Source organism: Dermacoccus nishinomiyaensis, from assembly GCF_900447535.1.
Lineage (GTDB): Bacteria > Actinomycetota > Actinomycetes > Actinomycetales > Dermatophilaceae > Dermacoccus > Dermacoccus nishinomiyaensis.
In genome coordinates this window covers 326,814-349,858 of sequence record NZ_UFXX01000002.1, presented here as the reverse complement: position 1 = coordinate 349,858, position 23,045 = coordinate 326,814, and the positions used below count along the sequence as shown (strand labels likewise).

Sequence of the window (23,045 nt, the reverse complement as noted above, 5' to 3'; positions counted from 1 at the left end):
GGAGTGTGCGTCATCGACACCACCGATCCCACGACGACGTCGGCCGCGGCGCCCGACGTCAGCGCGCCCCCGCAGGGGCCCCTCGCCGTCGACCTGCAAGGCATCACGAAGCGATTCCCCGGCGTCGTCGCGAACTCCGACCTGTACCTGCAGGTCGAGCGCGGCACGATCCACGCCATCGTGGGGGAGAACGGTGCCGGCAAGTCGACGCTCATGAAGATCCTCTACGGCGTGCAGAAGCCCGACGAGGGCACGATCCGCATCAACGGTGACGAGGTCTCGTTCTCGTCGCCGAAGGACGCGATCAAGGCCGGCGTCGGCATGGTGTTCCAGCACTTCATGCTCGCGGACAACCTCACCGTCCTCGAGAACGTCGTCCTCGGCGCCGAGAAGCTGCACGGCATCGGGGCGAAGGCGCGCGCGGAGATCACGCGCATCTCGCGGGCCTACGGGCTCGGCGTCCACCCCGACGTGCTCGTCGCCGACCTCGGCGTCGGCGCCCGTCAGCGCGTCGAGATCCTCAAGGTGCTCTACCGCGGGGCGAAGATCCTCATCCTCGACGAGCCGACGGCCGTGCTCGTGCCGCAGGAGGTCGACGAACTGTTCGCGAACCTCGCCGAGATGAAGGCCGAAGGCCTCACGGTGCTGTTCATCTCGCACAAGCTCGACGAGGTGCGCGGCGTCGCCGACGACATCACCGTCATCCGCCGCGGCACGACGATCGACCGCGTCAAGAGCGCGTCGGTGACGAGCAAGCAGCTCGCCGAACTCATGGTCGGCTCGCAGCTGCCCACCCCCGAGACGCAGGAATCGACCGTCACCGACCGCGTCGTCATGCGCCTCGACGGGCTGACGCTCGCCGACCGCGCCGGCGGCCCGGCGCTGCTGTCGAACATCGACCTCGTCATCCGCGCCGGCGAGGTCGTCGGCATCGCCGGTGTCGAGGGCAACGGCCAGGCCGAACTCGTCGAGACGATCCTCGGCATGCGCCGCGCCGACAGCGGCCACGTCGTCATCGGCGACGACGACGTCACGACCTGGCCGACGAAGCAGATCCGCGACAGCGGCGTCGGCTACATCCCCGAGGACCGTCACCGTCACGCGCTGCTTCTCGGTTCGCCGCTGTGGGAGAACCGCATGCTCGGCCACCAGCGACAGGCCCCCGCGAGCAAGGGCTGGCGCCTCACGCCCGGCGCGGCGAAGGAGGACACGCAGCGCATCGTCAGCGAGTACGACGTGCGCACGCCGAGCATCGACGTGACCGCCGGGTCGCTGTCGGGCGGCAACCAGCAGAAGCTCATCTTCGGGCGCGAGATGTCGCACGCACCGCGCGTCCTCGTCGCCGCGCACCCGACGCGCGGTGTCGACGTCGGCGCGCAGGCCGCGATCTGGGATCACATCAAGGACGCACGCCGCGAAGGTCTTGCCGTGCTGCTCATCTCCGCCGACCTCGACGAACTGATCGGCCTGTCCGACACGATCCGCGTCATCCTGCGAGGGCGGCTGTCGGGCGAGTTCGACCCCCATCACGTGACCGCCGAACAGCTCGGCGCCGCGATGACGGGTGCCGGTTCGGACGCGAGCGACTCGAGCGCACGCATTCCCACGACCTCGAAGACCGAGAACACGACCGGCGCCACCGCCGCCGGCACGAGCGAGGACACCGTCCGATGAACTCCACCCTCCGCCGCGTCGGCGTCGCGCTCGCCGCGCCGCTGCTCGCCATCGCCATCGCCGTGGTGCTGACGTCGATCGTCCTGCTCGCGCTCGGAAACTCCGTCGGGCCGGTGTGGCAGGTGTTCCTGTCCTCGCCGATGCCGGGCGTCAGCGAGGCGATCATCAACGACACCGCCGTGCTGTACCTGTCGGGCGTCGCCGTCGCCATCGGCTTCCGGATGAACCTGTTCAACATCGGCGTCGACGGCCAGTACCGCGTCGCCGCGTTCGCCGCCGCGCTCTTCGCGGCGCAGGGCTGGCTCCCGGGCTTCCTCAACGTCATCTTCGCGCTGCTGCTCGCGATGCTCGTCGGCGCGGTCTGGGCCGGGATCATCGCCGTGCTCAAGGTGACGCGCGGCGTGTCCGAGGTCATCAGCTCGATCATGCTCAACTCGATCGCGACGGGTGTTGTCGCGTGGCTGCTCAACAAGGTCGCCGATCGCACGCCCGGATCGAACGCCACGGTGACAAAGAGCATCCCCGACAGCTCGCACGTGCCGGCGCTCGCGAACCTGTCCGGTGGGCCGATCTACGGCCTCGGCATCCTCGCCGTCATCGTCGGCCTGGTCTACTGGTTCGTCATCAACCGCACGCGCTTCGGCTTCGACCTGCGCGCGACGGGCACGTCGGAATCCGCGGCCGTCGCGAGCGGTGTCAACGTCAAGCGCATGACGATCTCCGCGATGCTGATGTCCGGCGCCGTCGCCGGTCTCGTCGGCATGCCGCAGCTGTTCGGCCAGGACTACAACTATGGCTCCAACAGCCAGAGCGGTCTCGGCTTCGCGGGTATCGCCGTCGCACTCATCGGACGCAACAACCCGATCGGCATCGCGTTCGGTGCGCTGCTGTGGGCCTACCTCAACGGCCAGTCCGACGCGCTGCAGATCAACGCCGGCGTCAATGCCTCACTCGTCAACATCATCCAGGGCGTCATGGTGCTCGCTGTCGTCATCGCGTACGAACTCGTGCGCCGCTGGGACAAGAGCATCGAACAACGCCACGTCGCCGCGGAACTGGCCGCCGGAAACACCGCAGGAGCGAGCGCATGAGCACCGTCGCAACCCGACCCACGGCAGGGATCACCCGCCGTCTCGGTCGCAAGGCCCTGCTGCCGCTCGGCCTGCTCGGCATCCTCGTCGCGCTGTCCGTACTGCGTGTCGCGACGGGCGTCAACGACATCGACTCGGCCAACGCGATCTCCGCGGCCGTCGTCGCCGCCGTCCCGCTCGCGCTGGCGGGCCTCGGTGGTCTGTGGTCCGAGCGCGCGGGCGTCGTCAACATCGGGCTCGAGGGCATGATGATCATGGGCTCCTGGTCGGCGGCATACGCGGCCTACCACTGGGGCGCGTGGGCGGGCGTCATCGCAGCGATCGCCGGCGGCATGCTGTTCGGCGTGCTGCACGCCATCGCGACGGTGTTCTTCGGCGTCGACCAGATCGTCTCCGGTGTCGCGATCAACCTGCTCGGCGCGGGCCTGACGAAGTTCCTCGCCGAACGCTTCTTCTCGAGCCTGCCCGGCGGCGGTGCGACGCAGAGCCCCAGCCTGCCGGACATCGGCACGTTCACCGTGCCCGGTTCGTCAGTGCTGTCGGATCTCGAGGGCGAGCACTGGTTCCTCGTCTCCGACCTCGCCGGCATCCTCGGCGGCCTGTTGACGAACGTGTCGTGGCTGACGCTCATCACCGTCCTGCTCATCGCGGCGACAGCGTACGTGCTGTGGCGCACGCCGTTCGGTCTGCGTCTGCGCAGCTGCGGTGAGGCGCCGCAGGCCGCCGAGACGCTCGGCGTCAACGTCTACCTGTACAAGACGATCGCGGTGCTCGTCTCCGGCGCCCTCGCCGGCCTCGGCGGCGGCTTCCTCGCGATGGTCGCCTCCGACGGCTTCCAGCAGGGCCAGACCGGCGGGCGCGGGTACATCGGTCTCGCCGCGATGATCTTCGGCAACTGGATGCCGCTCGGCACCGCCCTCGGCGCGCTGCTGTTCGGCTACACGCAGGCGCTGCAGCTGCGCGGCGGCGACCAGGTGCATGCGCTGCTGCTGCTCGTCGGCGCGGGCGTCATCGTCGGCGCGATCTGGATGGCGGTGCGTCGTCGCGTGCTGCCGGCGGTGATCCTGGCGGTGACGGCGGTGCTCGTGCTGAGCTGGTACTTCGGTTCGAACACGATCGACCCGAACCTCACGAGCACGGCGCCATACGTCGTCACCCTGCTCGTCATGGCGTTCGCCAGCCAGCACCTTCGCATGCCGGCGGCCGACGGTGACGTCTACCGCAAGGGTGAAGCCGGGTGAGCGAGCACTCACGCGTGACGGCCTCGGCTGCGCAGACACCCGACTGGGCGCACCTGCGCTCCGAGGCCATCGCCGCGTCGCGGCGCGCCTACGTGCCCTACAGCCGGTTCCCGGTCGGCGTCGCCGCGCTCACGACCTCGGGTCGCGTGCTCACCGGCTGCAACGTCGAGAACGCCGCCTATGGCGTCGCGCTGTGCGCCGAGTGCGGGCTTGTGTCGTCACTGTTGAACACGTCTGACCGAGACGGTCTCGGCGGGGGTGTGAACGCTGGTGTGGCTGACAACGCGATGGCCGGCGCAGACTGTTCCGACGCCGGCCTGTCTGACGGCGGGGCGGGCCCGGTCGTCAATGCGACTGCGGCGCGCGAGCGGCTCGTCGCGCTGTCGTGCGTCGACGGCAACGGCACCCCGATCACGCCGTGTGGACGCTGCCGTCAGTTGCTGGCCGAACACGCCGTGGCGCCGTCCGTCGATTCACCTGGCCTGCTCATCGACATGGACGGGCGCGACCCGCTGCCGTTCGTCGAGCTCCTTCCGCACGCGTTCGGCGTCACCAACCTCGACGCCGTCGCCACCTCCGCCGCCCAGCTGAAAGGCGAATCATGACCTCCGCTGCCTCCACCCACGAGGCGTTCGACGCCGTCGACCTCATCCGCACGAAGCGCGACCGCGGCACGTTGAGCCACGACGAGATCGACTGGATCATCGACGCCTACACACGCGGCGCCGTCGCGGACGAGCAGATGTCGGCGATGGCCATGGCGATCCTGCTCAACGGCATGACGCGGGACGAGATCGCACGCTGGACCGCAGCGATGATCGCGAGCGGCGAGCGGATGGACTTCTCGCCCCTGCGCGTGCCCACGGCCGACAAGCACTCGACCGGGGGAGTGGGCGACAAGATCACGCTGCCGCTCGCGCCGCTCGTCGCGGTGTTCGACGTCGCCGTGCCGCAGCTGTCGGGCCGCGGGCTCGGTCACACCGGCGGCACGCTCGACAAGATGGAGGCCATCGCCGGGTGGCGTGCAGGGCTGACGAACGCCGAGATGATGCGTCAGCTCGACGAGGTCGGCGCCGTCATCTGCGCCGCCGGAGACGGGCTGGCACCCGCCGACAAGAAGCTGTACGCGCTGCGTGACGTGACGGGCACCGTCGAGGCCATCCCGCTCATCGCCAGCTCGATCATGAGCAAGAAGATCGCCGAGGGCACGGGCGCGCTCGTGCTCGACGTCAAGGTCGGCTCGGGTGCGTTCATGAAGACGCAGGACGACGCCCGCGAACTGGCGCGCACGATGGTCGACCTCGGCAACGACGCCGACGTCAACACGGTCGCGCTGCTGACCGACATGTCGACGCCGCTCGGGCTGACGGCCGGCAACGCTCTCGAGGTGCGCGAATCGGTCGAGGTGCTCGCCGGAGGCGGCCCGAAGGACGTCGTCGACCTCACGGTGGCACTCGCCGTCGAGATGCTCGCCGGCGCCGGTCGGCCTCAGGACGCATCGGCCGTGCGCGCAGCGCTGCGCGACGGGCGTGCGATGGACGCGTGGCGCCGCATGGTCGCCGCGCAGGGCGGCGACCCCGACGCCGAACTGCCCGTGGCGAAGGAGTCGCACGTCATCACCGCACCGAGCGACGGCGTGCTGACGCGCCTCGACGCACTCGCCGTCGGCGTCTCGGCGTGGCGACTCGGCGCGGGCCGTGCGCGCAAGGAGGACCCGGTGCAGGCCGGCGCGGGCATCGAACTGCACGCCAAGCCCGGCGACACCGTCAGCGCCGGCACGCCGCTCATGACGCTGCACACCGACACGCCGGAGCGTTTCGAGCGCGCCGTGGCCGCCCTCGACGGCAGCTACGACATCAGCGCCGACGCCGGGTCATCCACGCCGCGTGACATCGTCATCGACCGCATCGCCTGACCCCGCCCCACCTGCAATTTTCGTCCACATCCGCGATTCCTGCCCCCATCGGCGATTCCTGCCCACCCTTGCGAATCTCGTCCCCATCTCCGATTTTCAGTCACTCTTGCGAGAGTGACCGAAAACCGAAGATGGGGACGAGATGTGCGAATGGGGACGGAAATCGCGAAGGTGGACGCCGCCCTAAGTGCCAGCCTGGTCGTGAGTCACTTGTGTTGAGGAGGCGTGGTGTTCACGGTCGAGGAAAAGCGGGATGCGGTAGTGACGTATCTGGGGTTGGCGTTCGGGCAGAAAACGGCGTGGTTGGCGCAGCAGCCGTTCACGGCGAGTCAGTTACGTCGCTGGCGTAGTGAGTATGTCCGTGGTGATCTTGACCGTGGCCTCACGCCGCGTCAGGGTGGCTCGATGGACCATATTCGCTCTGATCAGATGCGCCGGCTGGAAGAACAACTCGCCGCGCAAGAACGCCGCCACGCCACGGAAGTCGCGCGGCTACGGACCGAGGCTGACGGGCTACGTCAGGCGAACGAGTCGCTGGGAAAAGCTATCGGGCTCTTGCAACACTGGCACGCGCACGAGCCCGATACGCCCCCGACGACGCCACCCGAGCGTTCATCGCAGCCGAGAACGACCTCATCCGAGACCTGAGCGCGCTGGCGGGGTTCAGTCAGCGCCGTGCGCTGCAGGTCGCTGGTGTCTCGCGTGGCACGTGGCACGCCCGCCACCACCATGGCCGTGACGTTGCTGCGGCGGTATCGCCTGTGCCGCAGCGTGAGCGGGAGCAGCCAGCGAGGTTGAGCGCGTCGGTGTGCGCGCGGGTCGCGGGTTTCATCAGTGCGGGGCGCACGGGCGGTTTGGGTGTCGCGGGCGCGTTCGCGAAGGCGTGGGACGAGGGCTTCATGGAAGCGAGTCTGCGTTCGTGGTGGCGTATCGCCGCGCGCGTGCGCCGCGAGCAGGCCACAGTCGAGCAGGCCACAGTCGAGCAGTCGGGCGCGGCGGGTGAGCGGGCGGTGGCGCGGGTGAAACCGCAGGTGTTGGCGACTGGCGCGAACCAGGTGTGGGCGTGGGACATCACCGACCTGCCCACCGCGTTTCGGGGTGTGGCGTTCAAGGCGTACGCGATCATCGACATCTTCAGCCGCAAGGTGATCGTCGCGAGTGTGCACCAGCGTGAGAGCACTGCTGATGCGATGGCGTTGTTCATGGCCGCGATCGCGGCGGAGGGTGGGTGCGTGCCGCAGGTCGTGCACGCCGACAACGGCGCGGTGATGCGTTCGAACCTGCTGAACGAGTTCCTCACGGCACATGGCATCGAGGTGTCGCACTCGCGTCCGCGGGTGTCGAACGACAACCCGTACATCGAGTCCGAGTTCCGCACCCTGAAGAATCGGGCGTCGTATCCGGGCGTGTTCGCGTCGCTGGTGGAGGCGAGCACGTACGTCGCGCAGCACGTGCACTGGTACAACCATGCCCACCACCACAGTGGGATCGCGCTGTACACGCCCGCGCAGGTGCACGACGGGTCGTGGAAGATGCTGCACGCTCGCCGCCAAGTCAGCCTCGCCTACTACCAGGCGCGTCACCCCGAACGTTTCCGCGGCCACCGCGCGCCAGTGCCCGCCCCGAAAGCGTGGGCCGGAATCAACCATCCCGGCCCTGAGTGACTCACCACAGGTTGACATCCACCGCCGTTCGCAGAGGTGGACGAAAATCGCGAATGTGGACAAGAATCGCAGATGGGGACGGGGCAGGTGAGCCCTACACTTGGGCCATGACTGACACCTCTGCGACGACACACAGCTTGGACGAAACGGCGGCGCGGGCACTCACACAGGACGTCGTCGCGGCGCTGCCGAAGGTCGTGCTGCACGATCACCTCGACGGTGGGGTTCGTCCGGCGACCGTCCTCGGACTCGCGCGCAAGACCGGCTACGACGCGCTGCCGGCCGACGACGCCGAGACACTCGCGCGCTGGTTCCGTGACAGCGCCGACTCGGGTTCGCTCGTGCGTTACCTCGAGACGTTCGAGCACACCGTCGGCGTCATGCAGACCCGCGACGCCATCGTCCGCGTCGCCGCCGAGTGCGCCGAGGATCACGCGGCGGACGGCGTCGTCTACGCCGAGGTCCGCTTCGCGCCGGAGCTGCACATCGAGAAGGGTCTGGCCCTCACCGAGGTCGTCGACGCTGTGCTCGAAGGCTTCCGACGCGGTGCCGAACGCGCCGCCGAGCAGGGCAGGCCCATCGTCATGCGCGCCCTGCTGACGGCGATGCGCCACGCGGCGAAGAGCGTCGAGATCGCCGAACTCGCTGTCGCCTACCGCGACCAGGGCGTCGCCGGTTTCGACATCGCCGGCGCCGAGGCCGGTTTCCCTCCCACACGCCACCTCGACGCGTTCGAGTACCTGCGCCGCGAGAACGCGCACTTCACGATCCACGCCGGTGAGGCATTCGGGCTGCCGAGCATCTGGGAGGCCATCCAGTACTGCGGCGCCGAACGGCTCGGGCACGGCGTGCGCATCACCGACGACATCACGATCGACGGCGTCGCCTACCCCGAACTCGACGAGCCGGCTCGCGCCGCGCTGCCTGAGCGTGTTCGGGCGGGGGAGGCCGACGTCCGCCTCGGGCGCCTCGCCGCCTTCGTCCGCGATCGGCGCATCGCGCTCGAGGTGTGCCCGATCTCGAACCTGCAGACGGGTGCGGCGTTGTCGCTGCGCAGCCACCCCATCTCGTTCCTGCTGGCACTCGGTTTCCGCGTCGCGCTCAGCACCGACAACCGCCTCATGAGCGACACGTCGATGACGAAGGAGATGACCGGGCTCGTCAGCGAGGCAGGCTGGGGTCTCGACGACCTCGAGAAGGTCACCGTCAACGCGATGAAGTCGGCGTTCATCCCGTTCGACGAGCGTCTCGCGATCATCATGGACGTCATCAAACCCGGGTTCGCCGCGGCCCGCGCCTGACGTGCCTGACCTGGTCGGTGACCCACGCTGCTGCGTTCGGTGGCCGAGCACGTGCACCCTGAGCGCCGCCCAGGTGCGCCCGTCAGATCGCTGACGACTGCAGCGCCGCAGCGCGGCGCACGGCCTCGGAGAACGTGACGGGTTGGGCGCCGCGCGCCAGGTGCGCTCTGACGAGTTCGGGTTCGTCCCGCCACAGCCGCGCCCCACGCCGCACGAGGACGAGCGGGGGCTTGCGGCGCTCGGCCACGTCGCGGATGAACCGCCGGGCCGCAGTCACCGTCCGGTTGCGACGCAGGCACCACGCCTCGCCGAGCACACCGCGCTCGGCGAGCGGGGCGATGACGTCGGGCGCGAAGATGCCCTCGGCGACGACGAACCGGGCTCCGTCGAGCGTGACGGAGTGCGTGCCCGTCGCACGACTCTGCGAGATCGAGTACTGCGGCACGTCGGTGGCACCGGTGCGGCACAACCGCTCCAGCGACTGCGCAGCGGCCTCGACGTTCCACGTGCCGGCGTTGTCCCAGTCGATCTCGCCCGAGGCGAACCGCGGCAGATCGGGCGCGTCGTGATCGCGGTAGAAGTCGTCGAGATTGACGAACGGCCACCCGTGGCTCGCGCACAACTGGCGAGCCAGCCGCGACTTGCCGCTGCCCGACGGCCCCGACACGACGATGACGCGGGCGAGCGCTCCCCGCGCGCCCACGACAGGCCCGTCTGCGTCAGCCGGAGCCGGCGGGTGAGTCGTCGAAACCTTCTCGGGGGCAACGTCGCTCGTCGGAAGGGCCCCTTCGGCGGCGCTCTCGTGAGACGTCACAGTGCGGTGAGCTCCTCCATCGCACGCCGCGTCGCGGCGAGACGGCGGGCCGCCTCCGCACGCGCCGCGGCCAGGGCGTCGTCCACGCCGGGCGCCAGGTCGTCCACGGGCACGATCGCCTCGAGGTAGACCTTGACCTTCGGCTCGGTTCCGCTCGGGCGCACGATGACGCGGGTGCCGTCGGCGAGCAGGTAGCGCAGGCCGTCGGTCGGCGGCAGGCCGCCGTCACCGAGGGCGAGGTCGTGGAACTGCGCGACGACGACGTCTCCGATCTGCGTCGCAGGTCGTTCGCGCAGGGCCGCCATGATGGCGGGGATCTGCGCCAGCTCGGCGACGCGGATGCTGAACGAGTCGCTCGCGTACACGCCGTGGCGGCGGGCGAGGTCGTCGAGCAGGTCGACGAGGGTGCGGCCCTCGGCCTTCAACCCGGCCGCCAGTTCCGCGACGGCGAGGCCCGCGGAGATGCCGTCCTTGTCGCGCGCGACGGACGGCGCGGTGCAGTACCCGAGCGCCTCCTCGTAGCCGTAGGCAATGTCGGGCACCCGGGCGATCCACTTGAACCCGGTCAGCGTCTCGACGTGCGCGACGCCCGCATCGGCCGCCATCGCGCCGAGCTGGCGCGAGCTGACGATGCTGTTGGCGAGCACGGGCGCGCCCCCGTCGACGCCGTGCAGCGCGCCGGTCGCAGCGAGGTCGAGTGCACGCTGCCCGAGCAGCACCCCCACCTCGTCACCGCGCAGCATGCGCCACCCCTGGGGGTCCTCAGCCGACGCGCACCTCGGGTCGGGCGCGGCGACGGCGCAGCGGTCGGCGTCCGGGTCGGAGGCGATGACGATGTCGGGCCGCACCTCGCGCGCGAGGTCGAGCGCCGCGTCGATCGCGCCGGGCTCTTCTGGATTCGGGAAGCTGACGGTGGGGAAGCGCGGGTCGGGCTGTTCCTGCGACGCGACGGGCGTCGGGCGCGCGAAACCGGCCTGCTCGAACGCCGCGAGCAGCGTCGTCGACCCGACGCCATGCAGCGCCGTGTGGACGACGGCGACGTCGCGCGGTCCGCCCGGGGTGATCGAGGCGACACAGGCGTCGCGGTAATCGGCCTCGAGGTCGTCGCCGAGGGTCTCCCAGCCGTCCTCGGCACGCTCGATCGACGCCGCGGACGGGAACGTGTCGATCGCCGCGGCTATTTCGGCGTCGGCGGGCGGGACGACCTGGCTGCCGTCGCCGAGGTAGACCTTGTAGCCGTTGTCCTGCGGCGGGTTGTGGCTCGCCGTCACCATGACGCCCGCATCAGCCCCGACGTACCGGATCGCGAACGCGAGCACCGGCGTCGCCAGCGGACGCGGCAGGACGAGCGCCCGCCCGCCCGCAGCGGTGACGACGGCCGCGGTGTCGGCGGCGAACACGTCACTGTTCGTGCGCGCGTCGTACCCGATGACGACCGTGACGTCCCGCTTGCCGAGCGAGGTCTGCAGGTAGCGCGTGAGCCCCGCCGCAGCACGAAGGACGACGACGCGGTTCATGCGGTTGGGCCCGGCTCCGAGCGCGCCGCGCAGGCCCGCGGTACCGAAGGCGAGCAGTCCGCGGAATCGATCGGCCAGATCATCGAGCGCCGCAGCGTCGCCGGATTCGGCTGCCGCCACGACGGATTCGAGTTCTGCGCGTGTCACCTCGTCGGGGTCGTCGGCGATCCAGGCACGTGCCTGGTCGAGCAGGTGGGCCGTGTCGGTCGTCATCGTCGTTCCTCGCTCGCGTCGGTGATCGATTCGGTGGTCGGCGCCGTCACAGCGCCCGGACGATGCCCGACAGCAACTGCCCACACCGCTCGGCCGCTGCCCGCCCGGCTTCGATGACCTCGGCGTGGTCGAGCGGAGTGGGGCTGATACCCGCCGCCGGGTTCGTGACGAGGGAGATGCCGAGCACCTCGAGGCCCGCGTGACGCGCCGCGATGGCCTCGAGGGCCGTCGACATGCCGACGAGGTCGGCGCCGAGCGTCTTCGCCATGCGCACCTCGGCGGGCGTCTCGTAGTGCGGCCCGGTGAACTGCGCGTAGACGCCCTCGTCGAGCGAGGAGTCGATCGAACGCGCCACGTCGCGCAGGCGCGGTGAGTACAGGTCGGTGAGGTCGACGAACGTCGCGCCCTCGAGCGGCGAGGTGGCCGTCAGGTTGATGTGATCGCTCATGAGCACGGGCGTGCCCGGGCCCCACTCCGGGCGCAGGCCGCCGCACCCGTTCGTCAGCACCACGGTGTCGCACCCGGCCGCCGCGGCGGTACGCACGCCGTGGACGACGGCGCGCACCCCCTTGCCCTCGTAGAAGTGCGTGCGCGTGCCGTAGACGAGGGCGCGCTTGCCACTGCCCTCGATCTCGATCGAGCGCATCTGCCCGCTGTGACCAGCGACGGCCGCCGCGCCGAACCCGGGCACGTCGGTGTTGTCGATCGTCGCCTTGACCTCGCCGATGAGGTCGGCGGTCTGGCCCCAGCCGGAGCCGAGGACGAGCGCCACGTCGTGCTTCTCGACGCCCGTGCGTTCGGCGATGACGCGCGCGGCGTCACGCGCGATCTCGAAGGGATCGACGCTCGGATCGGACAGGGGCGAAGTGGTCTGCTGAGTCACCCCTTCAGGGTACGTGGCGAGGCCGACAACCGGTGCGGACCGCGCGAACGTCCCTGTTGCCGATGCGCCCGCCGACGCACCTGCAGGCGCACCTACCGCCGTGCCCTGCTCGCGCCACATGCATCGACGTGCCCGCGATTCGAAGTCTCTTGACGTCAAGTGATTGGATAGGGGGGTGAGCTCACGGAAGAAGTCTGTCGTCGTCATCGGTGGTGGCCCGGGCGGTTATGAATCCGCGCTCGTCGCCGCCCAGCTCGGTGCGCAGGTCACGGTCATCGACCGTGACGGCCTCGGTGGTGCCGCGGTGCTCACCGACTGCGTCCCCTCCAAGACCCTGATCGCCACCTCCGACTTCCTCTCGCGCTTCGAGGCGGCCGGCCGCCTCGGCGTCGGCTTCGAGGGCAACGAGGAGAACCAGCACGCGCACGCCAACCTGGGCCAGGTCAACGAGCGCATCCTGCGCCTGGCGAAGGCGCAGTCCGTCGACATCCAGGCTCAGCTCGAGAGTGTCGGCGTGCGCATCCGGCGCGGCACCGGCCGCGTCAAGGGCCACGGGTGGGTCGAGGCCGAGCTCACGAACGGCGAGACCGAGGACATCCGCGCCGACGTCATCCTCCTCGCGATGGGCACGACCCCGCGCGTCATGGACACCGCGAAGCCCGACGGCGAGCGCATCCTGACGTGGAAGGACATCTACAACCTCACCGAGGTCCCCGAGAAGCTCATCGTCGTCGGTTCTGGTGTCACCGGTGCCGAACTCGCGCACGCCTACCTCGGCCTCGGCGCCGACGTCACGCTCGTCAGCTCGCGTGACCGCGTGCTGCCCGGCCAGGACGCCGACGCGGCCACCGTCATCGAGAACGTCTTCCGCCGCCGCGGCATGACGGTCCTCAACCGCAGCCGCGCCATGGCCGCAACGCGTGAAGGCGACACGGTCGTCGTGACGCTCGAGGACGGACGCAAGGTCGAAGGGACGCACGCGATCCTCGCCGTGGGTTCGATCCCGCAGACGAAGGGCATCGGCCTCGAGGCCGCGGGCGTCGACCTCACCGACTCGGGCCACATCGTCACCGACCGCGTCTCGCGCACGAGCGCGCAGGGCATCTATGCCGCCGGCGACTGCACGGGCGTCTACCCGCTCGCGTCCGTCGCAGCGATGCAGGGGCGCGTCGCCATGCACCATGCCCTCGGCGACGCGGTGCAGCCGCTCAACCTGCGCGGCGTCACGGCCAACATCTTCACCGACCCCGAGATCGCGACGGTCGGCTACAGCCAGGCCGACGTCGAGGAGGGCAAGATCGAGGCGCGCGTCGTCACGCTGCCGCTTTCGACGAACCCGCGCGCCAAGATGCGCAACATCACCGACGGCTTCGTCAAGCTGTTCGCCCGCCCGGGATCGAACACGATCATCGGCGGCGTCGTCGTCGCGCCGCAGGCCTCGGAGCTGATCTACCCGATCGGCATGGCCGTCGCGAACCGCCTGACGGTCGACCAGGTCGCCAACACGTTCTCGGTGTACCCGTCGATGACGGGTTCGATCGCCGAGGCCGCACGTCGTCTGCACAGCAGCGACGTCTTCTGATCCCTCGCCGCACGCGATGACGAGGACGAGCGCGCCCAGCGATGCCGCCTGCGAGAACCCACGCCGGGCGGCGCTGCTCGACGCAGCGACGAGCGTCCTCGCGACGAGTGGGCTGCGTGGGCTGACGCACCGGGCGGTCGATCGTCAGGCGGGTTTTCCCGAGGGCACGTGCTCGGTCAGCTTCCGCACGCGCGCCGCGCTGCTCGCCGGCCTGACGACGCACGTCGGCTCCCGCGTGGCCGTGCAGGTCCGCGCGCTGGGCGAGCAGATCCCGTCCGGCACCGACGACCCGCTCGCCACCGCACCGTTCGCGACGGCCCTGCTCGAACGCTGGGTGACGCAGGACGACGGCGCGTTGATGGTCGCGATCCTCGAACTGTCCCTCGAGTCGCTGCGCACGCCCGAGCTCGCGCCGGCCGTGGGGGAGTGTCGCAGCGAGCTCGTCAGCATCGTCGAGACGATCGTGTGCCGCACCTCGGAGACCGGCGCGCGCTCCGATTCGCGTCTGCGCGCCGAGACGGCCGTCGCGAGCATCGAGGGCATCGTCCTGTCGGCGCTCGCGCAGCCTGCGGAGCGTCGCGGCCCGTACATCGACAAGACGCTGCGCATGGTGCTGCTCGGCACCGCGTCGCCAGAGGACGCGCGCCCCACGCACTGAGCTACGGGCGCACTGAGCTACGGGGCATCGAGCCAACCAGCGTTTCGCGTCCATCGTGAGACGTAGGAACCCGTGAGACGCAGGCGCCCCGGCACGCTCGGCGTGCCGGGGCGTTCGAACGTCGGAGCCGTCAGGCGTCGACGTCCTTGATCTGCGCGAGGACCGTGCCGGCCGTCACCGTCTCGCCGACGGTCGCGGCGAGGCCGCTGACGACGCCCGCCTTGTGCGCGGTGATCGGCTGCTCCATCTTCATCGCCTCGATGACGACGATCGTGTCGCCGGCTTCGACCGTGGTGCCGTCCTCTATGGCCACCTTGACGACGGTGCCCTGCATCGGCGCGGTGAGCGAGTCACCGCTCGCCGCGGCGCCGCCACCGCCCTTGCGTGCGGCGCGACGCGGGCCGGCCGAGGAGCCCTTGCCCGCTCCGGAACTCACGGCGAGGGCGCCCGGTAGCGACACCTCGAGGCGCTTGCCGCCGACCTCGACGACGACGCTCTGACGGGCAGCCTGCTCGGCCGCGGCCTCGGGCGTGCCATCGTACGGCGAGATCTGGTTGTCGAACTCCGTCTCGATCCAGCGCGTGTGCACGCTGAACGGCGCGTCGGGGGCGTCGGTGAACTCGGGCGCGAACGCCGGATCCTCGACGACGACGCGGTGGAACGGCAGCACCGTCGGCATGCCCTCGATGACGGTCTCGTCCAGCGCGCGGCGCGAGCGCTCGAGCGCTTCCTTGCGGGTGCGGCCCGTCACGATGATCTTCGCGAGCATCGAGTCGAACGCGCCACCGATGACGTCGCCGGAGACGACACCCGAATCGACGCGCACACCCGGCCCGCTCGGCGCCTCGAACTTCTCGACGGTGCCCGGCGCCGGCAGGAAGTTTCGGCCTGCGTCCTCGCCGTTGAGGCGGAACTCGATCGAGTGTGCGTGCGGCGTCGGGTCGTCATAACCGAGCTCCTCGCCGCGGGCGATGCGGAACTGCTCGCGCACGAGGTCGATACCCGTCACCTCCTCGGAGACGGGGTGCTCGACCTGCAGGCGCGTGTTGACCTCGAGGAAGCTGATGACGCCGTCGGTGCCGATGAGGTACTCGCAGGTGCCCGCACCCGAGTAACCCGCCTCGCGCAGGATCGCCTTCGACGCCCGCAGCAGCTCGGCGTGCTGCTCGTCACTGACGAACGGCGCCGGCGCCTCCTCCACGAGCTTCTGGTTGCGGCGCTGCAGCGAGCAGTCACGCGTCGAGACGACGACGACGTTGCCGTGGTTGTCGGCGAGGCACTGCGTCTCGACGTGGCGCGGGCTGTCGAGGAAGCGCTCGACGAAGCACTCGCCGCGCCCGAACGCCGTGACGGCCTCGCGCACAGCCGACTCGTACAGCGACGGGATCTCCTCGATCGTTCGCGCGACCTTGAGGCCGCGTCCGCCACCGCCGTAGGCGGCCTTGATGGCAACGGGCAGGCCGTGCTCCTTCGCGAACGCGACGACCTCGTCCGCGTCGTCGACCGGATCCTTCGTACCGGGCACGAGGGGAGCGCCGGCCTTCGTCGCGATGTGACGCGCCTTGACCTTGTCGCCGAGCGAGTCGATGGCGGCGGGCGACGGCCCGATCCACGTCAGGCCCGCATCGAGGACGGACTGCGCGAACTCGGCGTTCTCCGCGAGGAAACCGTACCCGGGGTGGACGGCGTCAGCGCCGGAACGCTTCGCGACGTCGAGGATCTTGTCGACGACGAGATAGGAATCACCGGGCGTCGAGCCGCCGAGGGAGTAGGCCTCATCGGCGACGCGCACGTGCAGAGCGTCACGGTCGGGTTCGGCGTAGACGGCCACGGAGGCGATGCCGTCGTCTTTCGCCGCTCGCGCAATACGGACTGCGATCTCGCCACGGTTGGCGATCAGGACCTTGGTGACAGAACTCATGTCCGTGACCTTATCGCCGCGGGGGGTGACCGGCGAGAATACCCGGCGGTAGGTTCCTCAGGCGCCGGGACCGACGTCATCCGAGCGCTCAACGCCGGAATACGAGAGCGCGCGGCGTGGTTTACCGCTGACATGGCTGAGAACACGAACGTCCCCACCGTGACCCTCCAGGCCGGCTCGGCGAGCATCGAGATGCCGCAGTTGGGCTTCGGTGTCTGGCAGGTCGAGAACGACGGCGCATCCGCCGCCGTGCAGGAAGCCCTGAAGGTCGGCTACCGCAGCATCGACACCGCCCGCATCTACGACAACGAAGAAGGCGTCGGGCATGGCATCGCCGCCTCCGACGTGCCGCGCAGCGACATCTTCCTCACGACGAAGGTCTGGAACGACGACCAGGGGGCCGACTCGACGAAGAAGGCCTTCGACGCCTCCATCGAACGCCTCGGCGGCGAATCGATCCTGCCGCTCGACCTCTACCTCATCCACTGGCCCACGCCCGAGAAGGACACCTACGTCGACACCTTCAAGGCGATGCTCGAACTGCGCGACGCCGGCAAGATCCGCGCCGTCGGCGTCTGCAACTTCGAACCCGAGCACCTGCAGCGCCTCAAGGACGAGACCGGCGAGTTCCCCGCCATCAACCAGGTCGAACTGCACCCCAAGTTCCAGCAGAAGGCCGTCCGTGACTTCTGCGCTGACAACGGCATCGTCGTCGAAGCCTGGAGCCCCCTCGGCCAGGGCGGCGACATCCTCACCAACCCCGTGCTCGAAGGAATCGCCGAACGCGTCGGCAAGACCGTCGCGCAGGTCATCATCCGCTGGCACCTGCAGATCGGCAACGTCGTCATCCCCAAGTCCGTGACGCCCGCCCGCATCGCCGAGAACTTCGACGTCCTCGACTTCGAACTCACCGAAGACGACCTCCACGCCATCAGCGACCTCGACGACAAGGACGGCCGCATCGGCTCGCACCCGAACGACCTGAATTGATCGATGATGTGACGGAGCCCCGCGCGAGCAAGCTCGCGTGGGGCTTCGTCACATCATCGATCAAATGTTTTCTGCCGCATCTTCCGGCCAGGCCCTGGGGGCCTGTCTCGGTGCGACACGGGTTCGTTCCTGGTTGTGGTCACGTAAGCTGAGACCACATTCGAGCAGGCTGCGGGGAGGCAGACGAACCCATGGGTGAGATGTTCGCTGGACGCTACGAACTCATCGACCAGATCGGTGAGGGCGGCATGGGGTCCGTGTGGCGCGTCAACGACCACAAGTCGCGCCGCCTCGTCGCAGCGAAACTGTTGCGCCAGTCCGACGCCGGATCGCTGCTGCGCTTCATGCGCGAACAAGGCATGCGCATCGAGCACAATCACGTCGTCACCCCCCTCGGCTGGGCCGGCGAGGACGGCCGCGTCATCTTCACGATGCCCCTCATCGACGGTGGCTCGCTCAGCGAACTCGTCAAGGAGAACGGCGCCCTGCCCTACCCGCTGGTCGCCGAACTCATGCGCCAGATCCTCGACGGACTCGACGCCTGCCACAGCGCCGGCATCGTGCACCGCGACATCAAACCCGCCAACATCCTGCTCGAAGCGACCGGCATGGGCCGCCCCTCCGCGTGGATCACCGACTTCGGCATCGCCGTCAGCGTCGACGCGCCCCGCCTCACGAGCAACGAGATGGTTCTCGGCACACCGGGCTACATGTCGCCTGAGCAGGCCAAGGGCGACGATCCCGACCCCCGTCAGGATCTGTACTCCGCCGGAATGATGGGCCTGCACATGCTGACCGGCATCAAACCCGGAGCGAGCATCCGTGTCCGCAAGGACGACGTGCCCCCGCGCCCCGAGGGTATCCCCTACTCGCTGTGGAACCTGCTCGTCGCCCTCGCCGATCCCGTCGCCGACCGGCGGCCCGCCAACGCGCGCGACGCCCTCAGCTGGCTCATGCTCCCGGAGAACGCCTGGCAGGAATGGGCGGCCCGCCCGATCCCCGACCGCCTGCCCGAGATGACGACGTCAGGGGAGTTCGTCCGCCTCGAGGCAGGTGCGGCCGCCCGCGCCCTCGACGGCTTCACGGACTCCTCCGCGGCGCCCGCCACGGTCATCGACGGCGCAGCGGTGCGCCGTCGCCCCACCGTCAAGGCGTGGATCGCGGCTCCGGCCGCTCTGGCGGCGGCCATCGCGGCAGCGTTCGCGCTCTGGCAGCCGTGGGGCGCGGGCGACGGCGCGTACGACCCGCAGCTCGCCAACACCGGCGGCGTCTGCGCCTACGCCGACGCCGGCACGACCGCCCAGACGACGAGCGGCAAGACCCTCACCTGCACCGAGAAGGACGGCTCGTACTCCTGGCAGGGCTGACGCCGGCGAGGCGCTGACCTGCAGCCTCACGCGGCCAGAGCGAGCGTGTCTGACGGCGCCTGGCAAATGTCAGTGATTCTCGCGGCGTCGCAGCACGTACCCGAGCCCGACGACCGCGCCGATGCCGAGGACGAGTGCGCCGCCCCACAGCAGCGGGTTAGCCGACGACTTGCCGACGCCGCTGACGTTTCCCGGCTCGGGCTGCTGCACCGCCATCGACGGGCCCGCGTTCGGCGTCCCCGTGACGCGCACGGACAGGACGCTGTCGAACTCCGAGGAATCCTGCAGCTTCGGCTTCGGCGTCGACGACGACGGCGTCACGTCGAGCACCACGTAATACCAGCCCGGGTCGCTGTGCCACTGCAGTGCGTCCGAGCCGCTCGAGTCGACGTTCGCGTTGCCGTAGTCGATCGGAGCGGTGTAGACGCCAAGATCCTTCGAGCCCGAATCCGACGACGACTCGAACAGGTAACCCGACGACGTCCCGGCGCCCGACAGCGTCGCGGAGACGAGGGAGGGGTTGAACATCTGCATCGACAGGTTGAGATCCTGCGACGGGTTGTACGTCGTGCCGTTCTTCGGCGCCTGCCAGCCGAACGACATGCGCTGACCCCACGACAGATGCACGCGGAAGAACAAGCGCCGGCCGATGGGCGTCTTCACCGTGTACCCGCCGGGACGCAGGATCGTGGCGCTGGCGAAACCGTCACCGGCCGTCGCCGTCGTGGACGCCTCGAGCGCCTGCGTCGTCATGTCGGGCACCTCGCCCGCAGGCACCTTGACGGTGCCGTTGACGCGGGGCGTGCGCTTCACGGCGATCTGCACGGGCATGGGCGTGGCGTTGTCGCCGTCGATGGTGCGCTTGATCTCGAGCCGATACGACGTCGCGGCCAGGCAGGCGTCAGCGCCCGAACCGAGCGATGACGACGTGCGCGCCGTCTTGGCCTCGTCGACGTCGACGTGCGTCGCGAGCAACCCGGGCGTGCCGCTGCTCGTCAGCGAATCCGAGTCGGAACCGCATGTCGTGGCGCCGTCCTCCGTCGTCAGCGTGAGCTGCAGGCCCTGCGAGCCGGAGTCGACGGACCACGCGTTGCCCTTCCAGCTCGCCGAGCCGTTGATGCTGACGCTGAGGCGCTCGCCCTCGCCGCGCTTGACCTCGACGTACCGTGACGTCGCATCGACGGGCAGCGTCGAGGAGTACAGCCCCGGCGCCAGCGGCGTGCCCTGGCCGGAGGCGAGGGACAACTCGACCGCGTGGCCGCCGGGAACGAATGTGTTCGTCGCGGCGTCCTCGCCGTACGCCGGTGCTGCCGCGAAGGCGGCCGCGCACGTCAGTGCCGTCAGCGATGCCGCGACGCGCGAGTTGCCCATCGTGTTCCTCCCCATGAGTTCGTGCGCTGACAGTGTCTCAGGTGATCAGGCGCACGGGGGCCGTAAGCGGCCTTTCGATGCGTCGCCCTGCGCCGGACGCGGTGCGGCCAGCTCTCGCCGTCAGGGGTTGACGACAGGGCGGCGGATCAGGGTTTCCCCACGCGCCCGTGCGGTGGTCCCTGCTGACCGAGCCAGGTCAGGCTGCCATGTTCCACAGCTCGTGCCAGGCGACGCCGATCTCGGCGAGCATCTCGCGCAGCAGCGGCAGACCGAGGCCGACGACGGTGTGCGGGTCGCCCTCGATGCGTTCGACGTAGGCGCCCGCGAGGCCGTCGATCGTGAACGCGCCCGCCACCCACAGCGGTTCGCCGGTGGCGACGTAGGCGTCGATCTCCGCGTCGTCAAGGTCGGCGAAGTGGACGATCGTCGACGAGACGGCACCGAACGTCGCGCCGGTGCCCTCGACACGGTCGTCGACGATCCAGTGACCGGTGTGCAGGGTGCCGCTGCGCCCCCGCATCGCCTGCCAGCGCGCGCGGGCGTCGGCGGCGTCCGCGGGCTTGCCGAGGATCGCACCGTCGAACTCGAGCACCGAGTCGCACCCCAGGATGATGCCGCCGTCCTCGATGAACGCGTCGGGCGTCTCGGCCGGAACCTCGTCCTGCGCGAGCACCGACGCGACGGCCTCGCACTTCGCGTTCGCGAGCAGCAGCGCCACGTCCTCGGCGGCGAGTTCGTCCGGCCCGTCGTGCTGCGCGCGGGCGGCGACCACGGCAGCGTCCTCGTCGACGTCGGAGACGAGGACGAACGGTTCGATGCCGGCGCTGCGCAGGGTCGCGAGGCGGGCGGGGGACTTCGAGGCGAGCACGAGGACGGTCATGGGCTCAAGAATATCGGCGCGGTGAGGCGGGCCGGACGCCCGTCAGCCCGGCAGGTTGTCGACGAAGCACCAACGCCATTCCTCGCCCGCCTCGAACGAGCGCATGACGGGGTGACCGGTCGCGCGGAAATGCTTCGTCGCGTGTTGACCGGCGGAGGAGTCGCAGCAGCCGACGTACCCGCACTCGGTGCACATGCGCAGGTGCAGCCACGTCCGACCCTCCTCCAGGCAGCCCTGGCAGCCGTCGTGCGACTGGGGTGAGGCGTCGTCGCGCGCGGCCTTCTCCAGGTGTTCGCAGCCGCCCTGACGAACCTCCGGCGTGAGCAGCGGGCCTGCATCGCGCAGCCCGGCGTCGCGCTCCTCGGCGGTGACGATCATCGACTCCTCGATGTCGAGCTGCATCATGATGCTGTCGATGACCTCGTGGTCGACGCGGCCCTCGTTACGCATCTCGAGCGCCTTCTCGCGTTCGGCGTCGATCATCTTCTGACGCAGGATGCGGTACTGCTGCGTCGGTCCCATCGTGTCGTTGTTGCCGAGCAGTTCCCACTGCAGGTTCGCGCGGCGCATGCCCTGCTTCTGCAGCGACTTGATGATTGCCTCGGGGGTGTCCGCCAGTTCCGGGTCGTCCGCGAGGGCCTTGCGCATCGCCGCCTCACCGGCATCGACGGAGGCCTGCATGACCTGGGCGCGCGCGAGGGCGTCCTCACGCGGGTCGGGCGCGCGTAGCTTCATGAGGTTGGCCACGCGGCCGAGGGTGAAGCCCTGGATGACGAGCGTGCCGATCGTCACGACGAGCGCGATGAAGACGAGCGACTCGCGGTGCGGCGTCTCGGGCGGCAGCAGGAACGCGGCGGCGAGCGTCACCACTCCGCGCATGCCCGCCCAGCCGGCGACGGCGCCCTCGCGCAGGCTGAGGGGGCGCGAATCCCAGCGCGAGACCTTGCCGAGCCAGGTCGCAGCGATGATGAACATCGGCCGCACGAGCATGACGGTGACGAGGACGGCGACCGCGTACAGGCTGGTGCGTTCGAGGCCGAGGTCCGATGTTTGGACCTGGTCGATGATCATCGACACCTGCAGGCCGATGAGCAGGAACACCATGTTCTCGAGCAGGAACTGGATCGAGTTCCAGTTCATCCGCGATGCGACCCGCGCCTGCGCCGTGTTGTAGTACGGCGCCTTGAAGCCGAGCAGCACGCCGGTGACGACGACGGCGATGACACCAGATGCCTTGATCGCCTCCGCCGGGAGGTAGGCGACCCACGGCGTGATGATGCTGATCGCGACGCTCGTCACGGCGTCGCGGATGTGCTTCTGCACGAACTCCACGACGTAGAACGCGATGACACCGATGACGATGCCGCCGAGCGCCGCGATGACGAAGGCGAGGCCGGCCCTGCTCGCCGAGAACGACCCCGTCAGCGCGCTCACGGCGGTGCCGACGGTGACGAGGGCCGTCGCGTCGTTGAAGAGCGACTCGCCCTCGAGGACGGCGACGAGACGTCGCGGCAACCCGATGCGGCGGGCGACGGCGGTCGCGGCGACGGCGTCCGGGGGAGCGACGACACCGCCGAGCGCCATCGCGGCGGCGAACCCGACGGGCATGAGCCACCACGAGACGAGCCCGACGGCGAACGCCGTCACGAGGACGAGCAGGATCGACAGCTGGACGATCTGGAACACGTCGCGCTTGAGATCGATGATCGAGGTGCGGATCGCCGTCGCGTACAGCAGTGGCGGCAGGAACCCGAGCAGGATCACTTCGGAGTCGACGTGGACCTCGGGGACCTGCGGCAGGTACGACGCCACCGCGCCGATGGCGACGAGCAGCAGCGGCGCCGACAGGCCGACGCGGCGCGCGAGGACGGAGACACTGATCGTCGTCGCGACGAGCAGGAAGATGGGAAGAGCGATGTGCACGTCGACATTGTCGCGGATGGCGAGCGGATCCGCAGAATAC

19 protein-coding genes are annotated in these 23,045 nt (G+C 69.7%); 12 read left to right on the top strand and 7 right to left on the bottom strand.

Translation table 11 applies throughout. The features are described from left to right. Positions 1-3: 3 nt before the first annotated feature. From DYE07_RS13415 to DYE07_RS13380, 8 genes are all read left to right on the top strand, one after another. Positions 4-1,674: an ABC transporter ATP-binding protein gene (locus DYE07_RS13415; protein WP_115297268.1), complete on the top strand. Its 1,671-nt coding sequence runs from the start codon at positions 4-6 to the stop codon at positions 1,672-1,674. Next, complete coding sequence (locus DYE07_RS13410) at positions 1,671-2,765, top strand: ABC transporter permease (RefSeq protein ID WP_074046560.1); 1,095 nt, start codon at positions 1,671-1,673, stop codon at positions 2,763-2,765. Before DYE07_RS13415 ends, DYE07_RS13410 begins: the two co-directional genes overlap by 4 nt. Next, complete coding sequence (locus DYE07_RS13405) at positions 2,762-4,006, top strand: ABC transporter permease (protein ID WP_074046561.1); 1,245 nt, start codon at positions 2,762-2,764, stop codon at positions 4,004-4,006. The genes DYE07_RS13410 and DYE07_RS13405 overlap by 4 nt, the downstream gene beginning before the upstream one ends. Next, a complete protein-coding gene (locus tag DYE07_RS13400) occupies positions 4,003-4,611 on the top strand; it encodes a cytidine deaminase (protein WP_115297267.1) in 609 nt (202 codons plus the stop codon). The genes DYE07_RS13405 and DYE07_RS13400 overlap by 4 nt, the downstream gene beginning before the upstream one ends. Next, entirely contained in the window at positions 4,608-5,921 is a 1,314-nt protein-coding gene (locus DYE07_RS13395; protein WP_115297266.1) for a thymidine phosphorylase, read from the top strand. The genes DYE07_RS13400 and DYE07_RS13395 overlap by 4 nt, the downstream gene beginning before the upstream one ends. Positions 5,922-6,146: 225 nt before the next feature. Continuing rightward, positions 6,147-6,569, top strand: coding sequence for a hypothetical protein (locus DYE07_RS13390; protein ID WP_074041356.1), 423 nt, complete (start codon positions 6,147-6,149; stop codon positions 6,567-6,569). Positions 6,570-6,715: 146 nt separating this feature from the next. Further along, the gene (locus tag DYE07_RS13385) at positions 6,716-7,585 is read left to right on the top strand and encodes a DDE-type integrase/transposase/recombinase (protein WP_131941356.1); all 870 of its coding nucleotides are present in this window, start codon (positions 6,716-6,718) and stop codon (positions 7,583-7,585) included. A 107-nt stretch (positions 7,586-7,692) separates the two neighbouring features. Beyond that, positions 7,693-8,886: an adenosine deaminase gene (locus DYE07_RS13380; protein WP_074041065.1), complete on the top strand. Its 1,194-nt coding sequence runs from the start codon at positions 7,693-7,695 to the stop codon at positions 8,884-8,886. Positions 8,887-8,968: 82 nt separating this feature from the next. On the opposite strand, the gene DYE07_RS13375 is transcribed toward DYE07_RS13380, so the two are convergent. From DYE07_RS13375 to DYE07_RS13365, 3 genes are all read right to left on the bottom strand, one after another. After that, positions 8,969-9,589 carry a uridine kinase family protein gene (locus tag DYE07_RS13375; protein WP_038571323.1) on the bottom strand — a complete coding sequence of 207 codons (621 nt, stop codon included), beginning with the start codon at positions 9,587-9,589 and terminating at the stop codon, positions 8,969-8,971. A gap of 107 nt (positions 9,590-9,696) precedes the next feature. After that, a complete protein-coding gene (locus DYE07_RS13370; protein WP_115297264.1) occupies positions 9,697-11,430 on the bottom strand; it encodes a phospho-sugar mutase in 1,734 nt (577 codons plus the stop codon). A gap of 46 nt (positions 11,431-11,476) precedes the next feature. Further along, positions 11,477-12,313, bottom strand: coding sequence for a purine-nucleoside phosphorylase (locus DYE07_RS13365; RefSeq protein WP_006947398.1), 837 nt, complete (start codon positions 12,311-12,313; stop codon positions 11,477-11,479). Between the two features lie 175 nt (positions 12,314-12,488). Between DYE07_RS13365 and DYE07_RS13360 the strand changes: the two genes are divergently transcribed. Both DYE07_RS13360 and DYE07_RS13355 read left to right on the top strand, forming a co-directional pair. Next, positions 12,489-13,895, top strand: coding sequence for an NAD(P)H-quinone dehydrogenase (locus DYE07_RS13360; RefSeq protein ID WP_006947339.1), 1,407 nt, complete (start codon positions 12,489-12,491; stop codon positions 13,893-13,895). A gap of 16 nt (positions 13,896-13,911) precedes the next feature. Then, positions 13,912-14,553 carry a TetR/AcrR family transcriptional regulator gene (locus tag DYE07_RS13355; RefSeq protein ID WP_115297263.1) on the top strand — a complete coding sequence of 214 codons (642 nt, stop codon included), beginning with the start codon at positions 13,912-13,914 and terminating at the stop codon, positions 14,551-14,553. A 130-nt stretch (positions 14,554-14,683) separates the two neighbouring features. On the opposite strand, the gene DYE07_RS13350 is transcribed toward DYE07_RS13355, so the two are convergent. Next, positions 14,684-16,474: an acetyl/propionyl/methylcrotonyl-CoA carboxylase subunit alpha gene (locus DYE07_RS13350; RefSeq protein WP_062257026.1), complete on the bottom strand. Its 1,791-nt coding sequence runs from the start codon at positions 16,472-16,474 to the stop codon at positions 14,684-14,686. A gap of 132 nt (positions 16,475-16,606) precedes the next feature. Here DYE07_RS13350 and DYE07_RS13345 point away from each other — a divergent pair, with 132 nt between their 5' ends. Together DYE07_RS13345 and DYE07_RS13340 are read left to right on the top strand one after the other, a co-directional pair. After that, positions 16,607-17,464: an aldo/keto reductase gene (locus DYE07_RS13345; RefSeq protein ID WP_115297262.1), complete on the top strand. Its 858-nt coding sequence runs from the start codon at positions 16,607-16,609 to the stop codon at positions 17,462-17,464. Between the two features lie 191 nt (positions 17,465-17,655). Further along, a complete protein-coding gene (locus tag DYE07_RS13340; RefSeq protein WP_115297261.1) occupies positions 17,656-18,831 on the top strand; it encodes a serine/threonine-protein kinase in 1,176 nt (391 codons plus the stop codon). 69 nt (positions 18,832-18,900) lie between these two features. On the opposite strand, the gene DYE07_RS13335 is transcribed toward DYE07_RS13340, so the two are convergent. The 3 genes from DYE07_RS13335 to DYE07_RS13325 form a co-directional block, all read right to left on the bottom strand. Further along, a complete protein-coding gene (locus DYE07_RS13335; RefSeq protein ID WP_115297260.1) occupies positions 18,901-20,202 on the bottom strand; it encodes a hypothetical protein in 1,302 nt (433 codons plus the stop codon). A 196-nt stretch (positions 20,203-20,398) separates the two neighbouring features. After that, positions 20,399-21,082 (bottom strand): Maf family protein, encoded by a 684-nt coding sequence (locus DYE07_RS13330; protein ID WP_115297259.1) that lies wholly within the window; start codon positions 21,080-21,082, stop codon positions 20,399-20,401. Positions 21,083-21,124: 42 nt separating this feature from the next. Beyond that, positions 21,125-23,005: a Na+/H+ antiporter gene (locus DYE07_RS13325; protein WP_115297258.1), complete on the bottom strand. Its 1,881-nt coding sequence runs from the start codon at positions 23,003-23,005 to the stop codon at positions 21,125-21,127. Positions 23,006-23,045: the final 40 nt, after the last annotated feature.

Coding starts and splice junctions, on each gene's coding strand:
- DYE07_RS13395 (WP_115297266.1), top strand. CDS start 4,608: ATGACCTCCGCTGCCTCCACCCACGAGGCGTTCGACGCCGTCGACCTC.
- DYE07_RS13380 (WP_074041065.1), top strand. CDS start 7,693: ATGACTGACACCTCTGCGACGACACACAGCTTGGACGAAACGGCGGCG.
- DYE07_RS13350 (WP_062257026.1), bottom strand. CDS start 16,474: ATGAGTTCTGTCACCAAGGTCCTGATCGCCAACCGTGGCGAGATCGCA.
- DYE07_RS13370 (WP_115297264.1), bottom strand. CDS start 11,430: ATGACGACCGACACGGCCCACCTGCTCGACCAGGCACGTGCCTGGATC.
- DYE07_RS13335 (WP_115297260.1), bottom strand. CDS start 20,202: ATGGGCAACTCGCGCGTCGCGGCATCGCTGACGGCACTGACGTGCGCG.
- DYE07_RS13405 (WP_074046561.1), top strand. CDS start 2,762: ATGAGCACCGTCGCAACCCGACCCACGGCAGGGATCACCCGCCGTCTC.
- DYE07_RS13355 (WP_115297263.1), top strand. CDS start 13,912: ATGACGAGGACGAGCGCGCCCAGCGATGCCGCCTGCGAGAACCCACGC.
- DYE07_RS13410 (WP_074046560.1), top strand. CDS start 1,671: ATGAACTCCACCCTCCGCCGCGTCGGCGTCGCGCTCGCCGCGCCGCTG.
- DYE07_RS13330 (WP_115297259.1), bottom strand. CDS start 21,082: ATGACCGTCCTCGTGCTCGCCTCGAAGTCCCCCGCCCGCCTCGCGACC.
- DYE07_RS13345 (WP_115297262.1), top strand. CDS start 16,607: ATGGCTGAGAACACGAACGTCCCCACCGTGACCCTCCAGGCCGGCTCG.
- DYE07_RS13340 (WP_115297261.1), top strand. CDS start 17,656: ATGGGTGAGATGTTCGCTGGACGCTACGAACTCATCGACCAGATCGGT.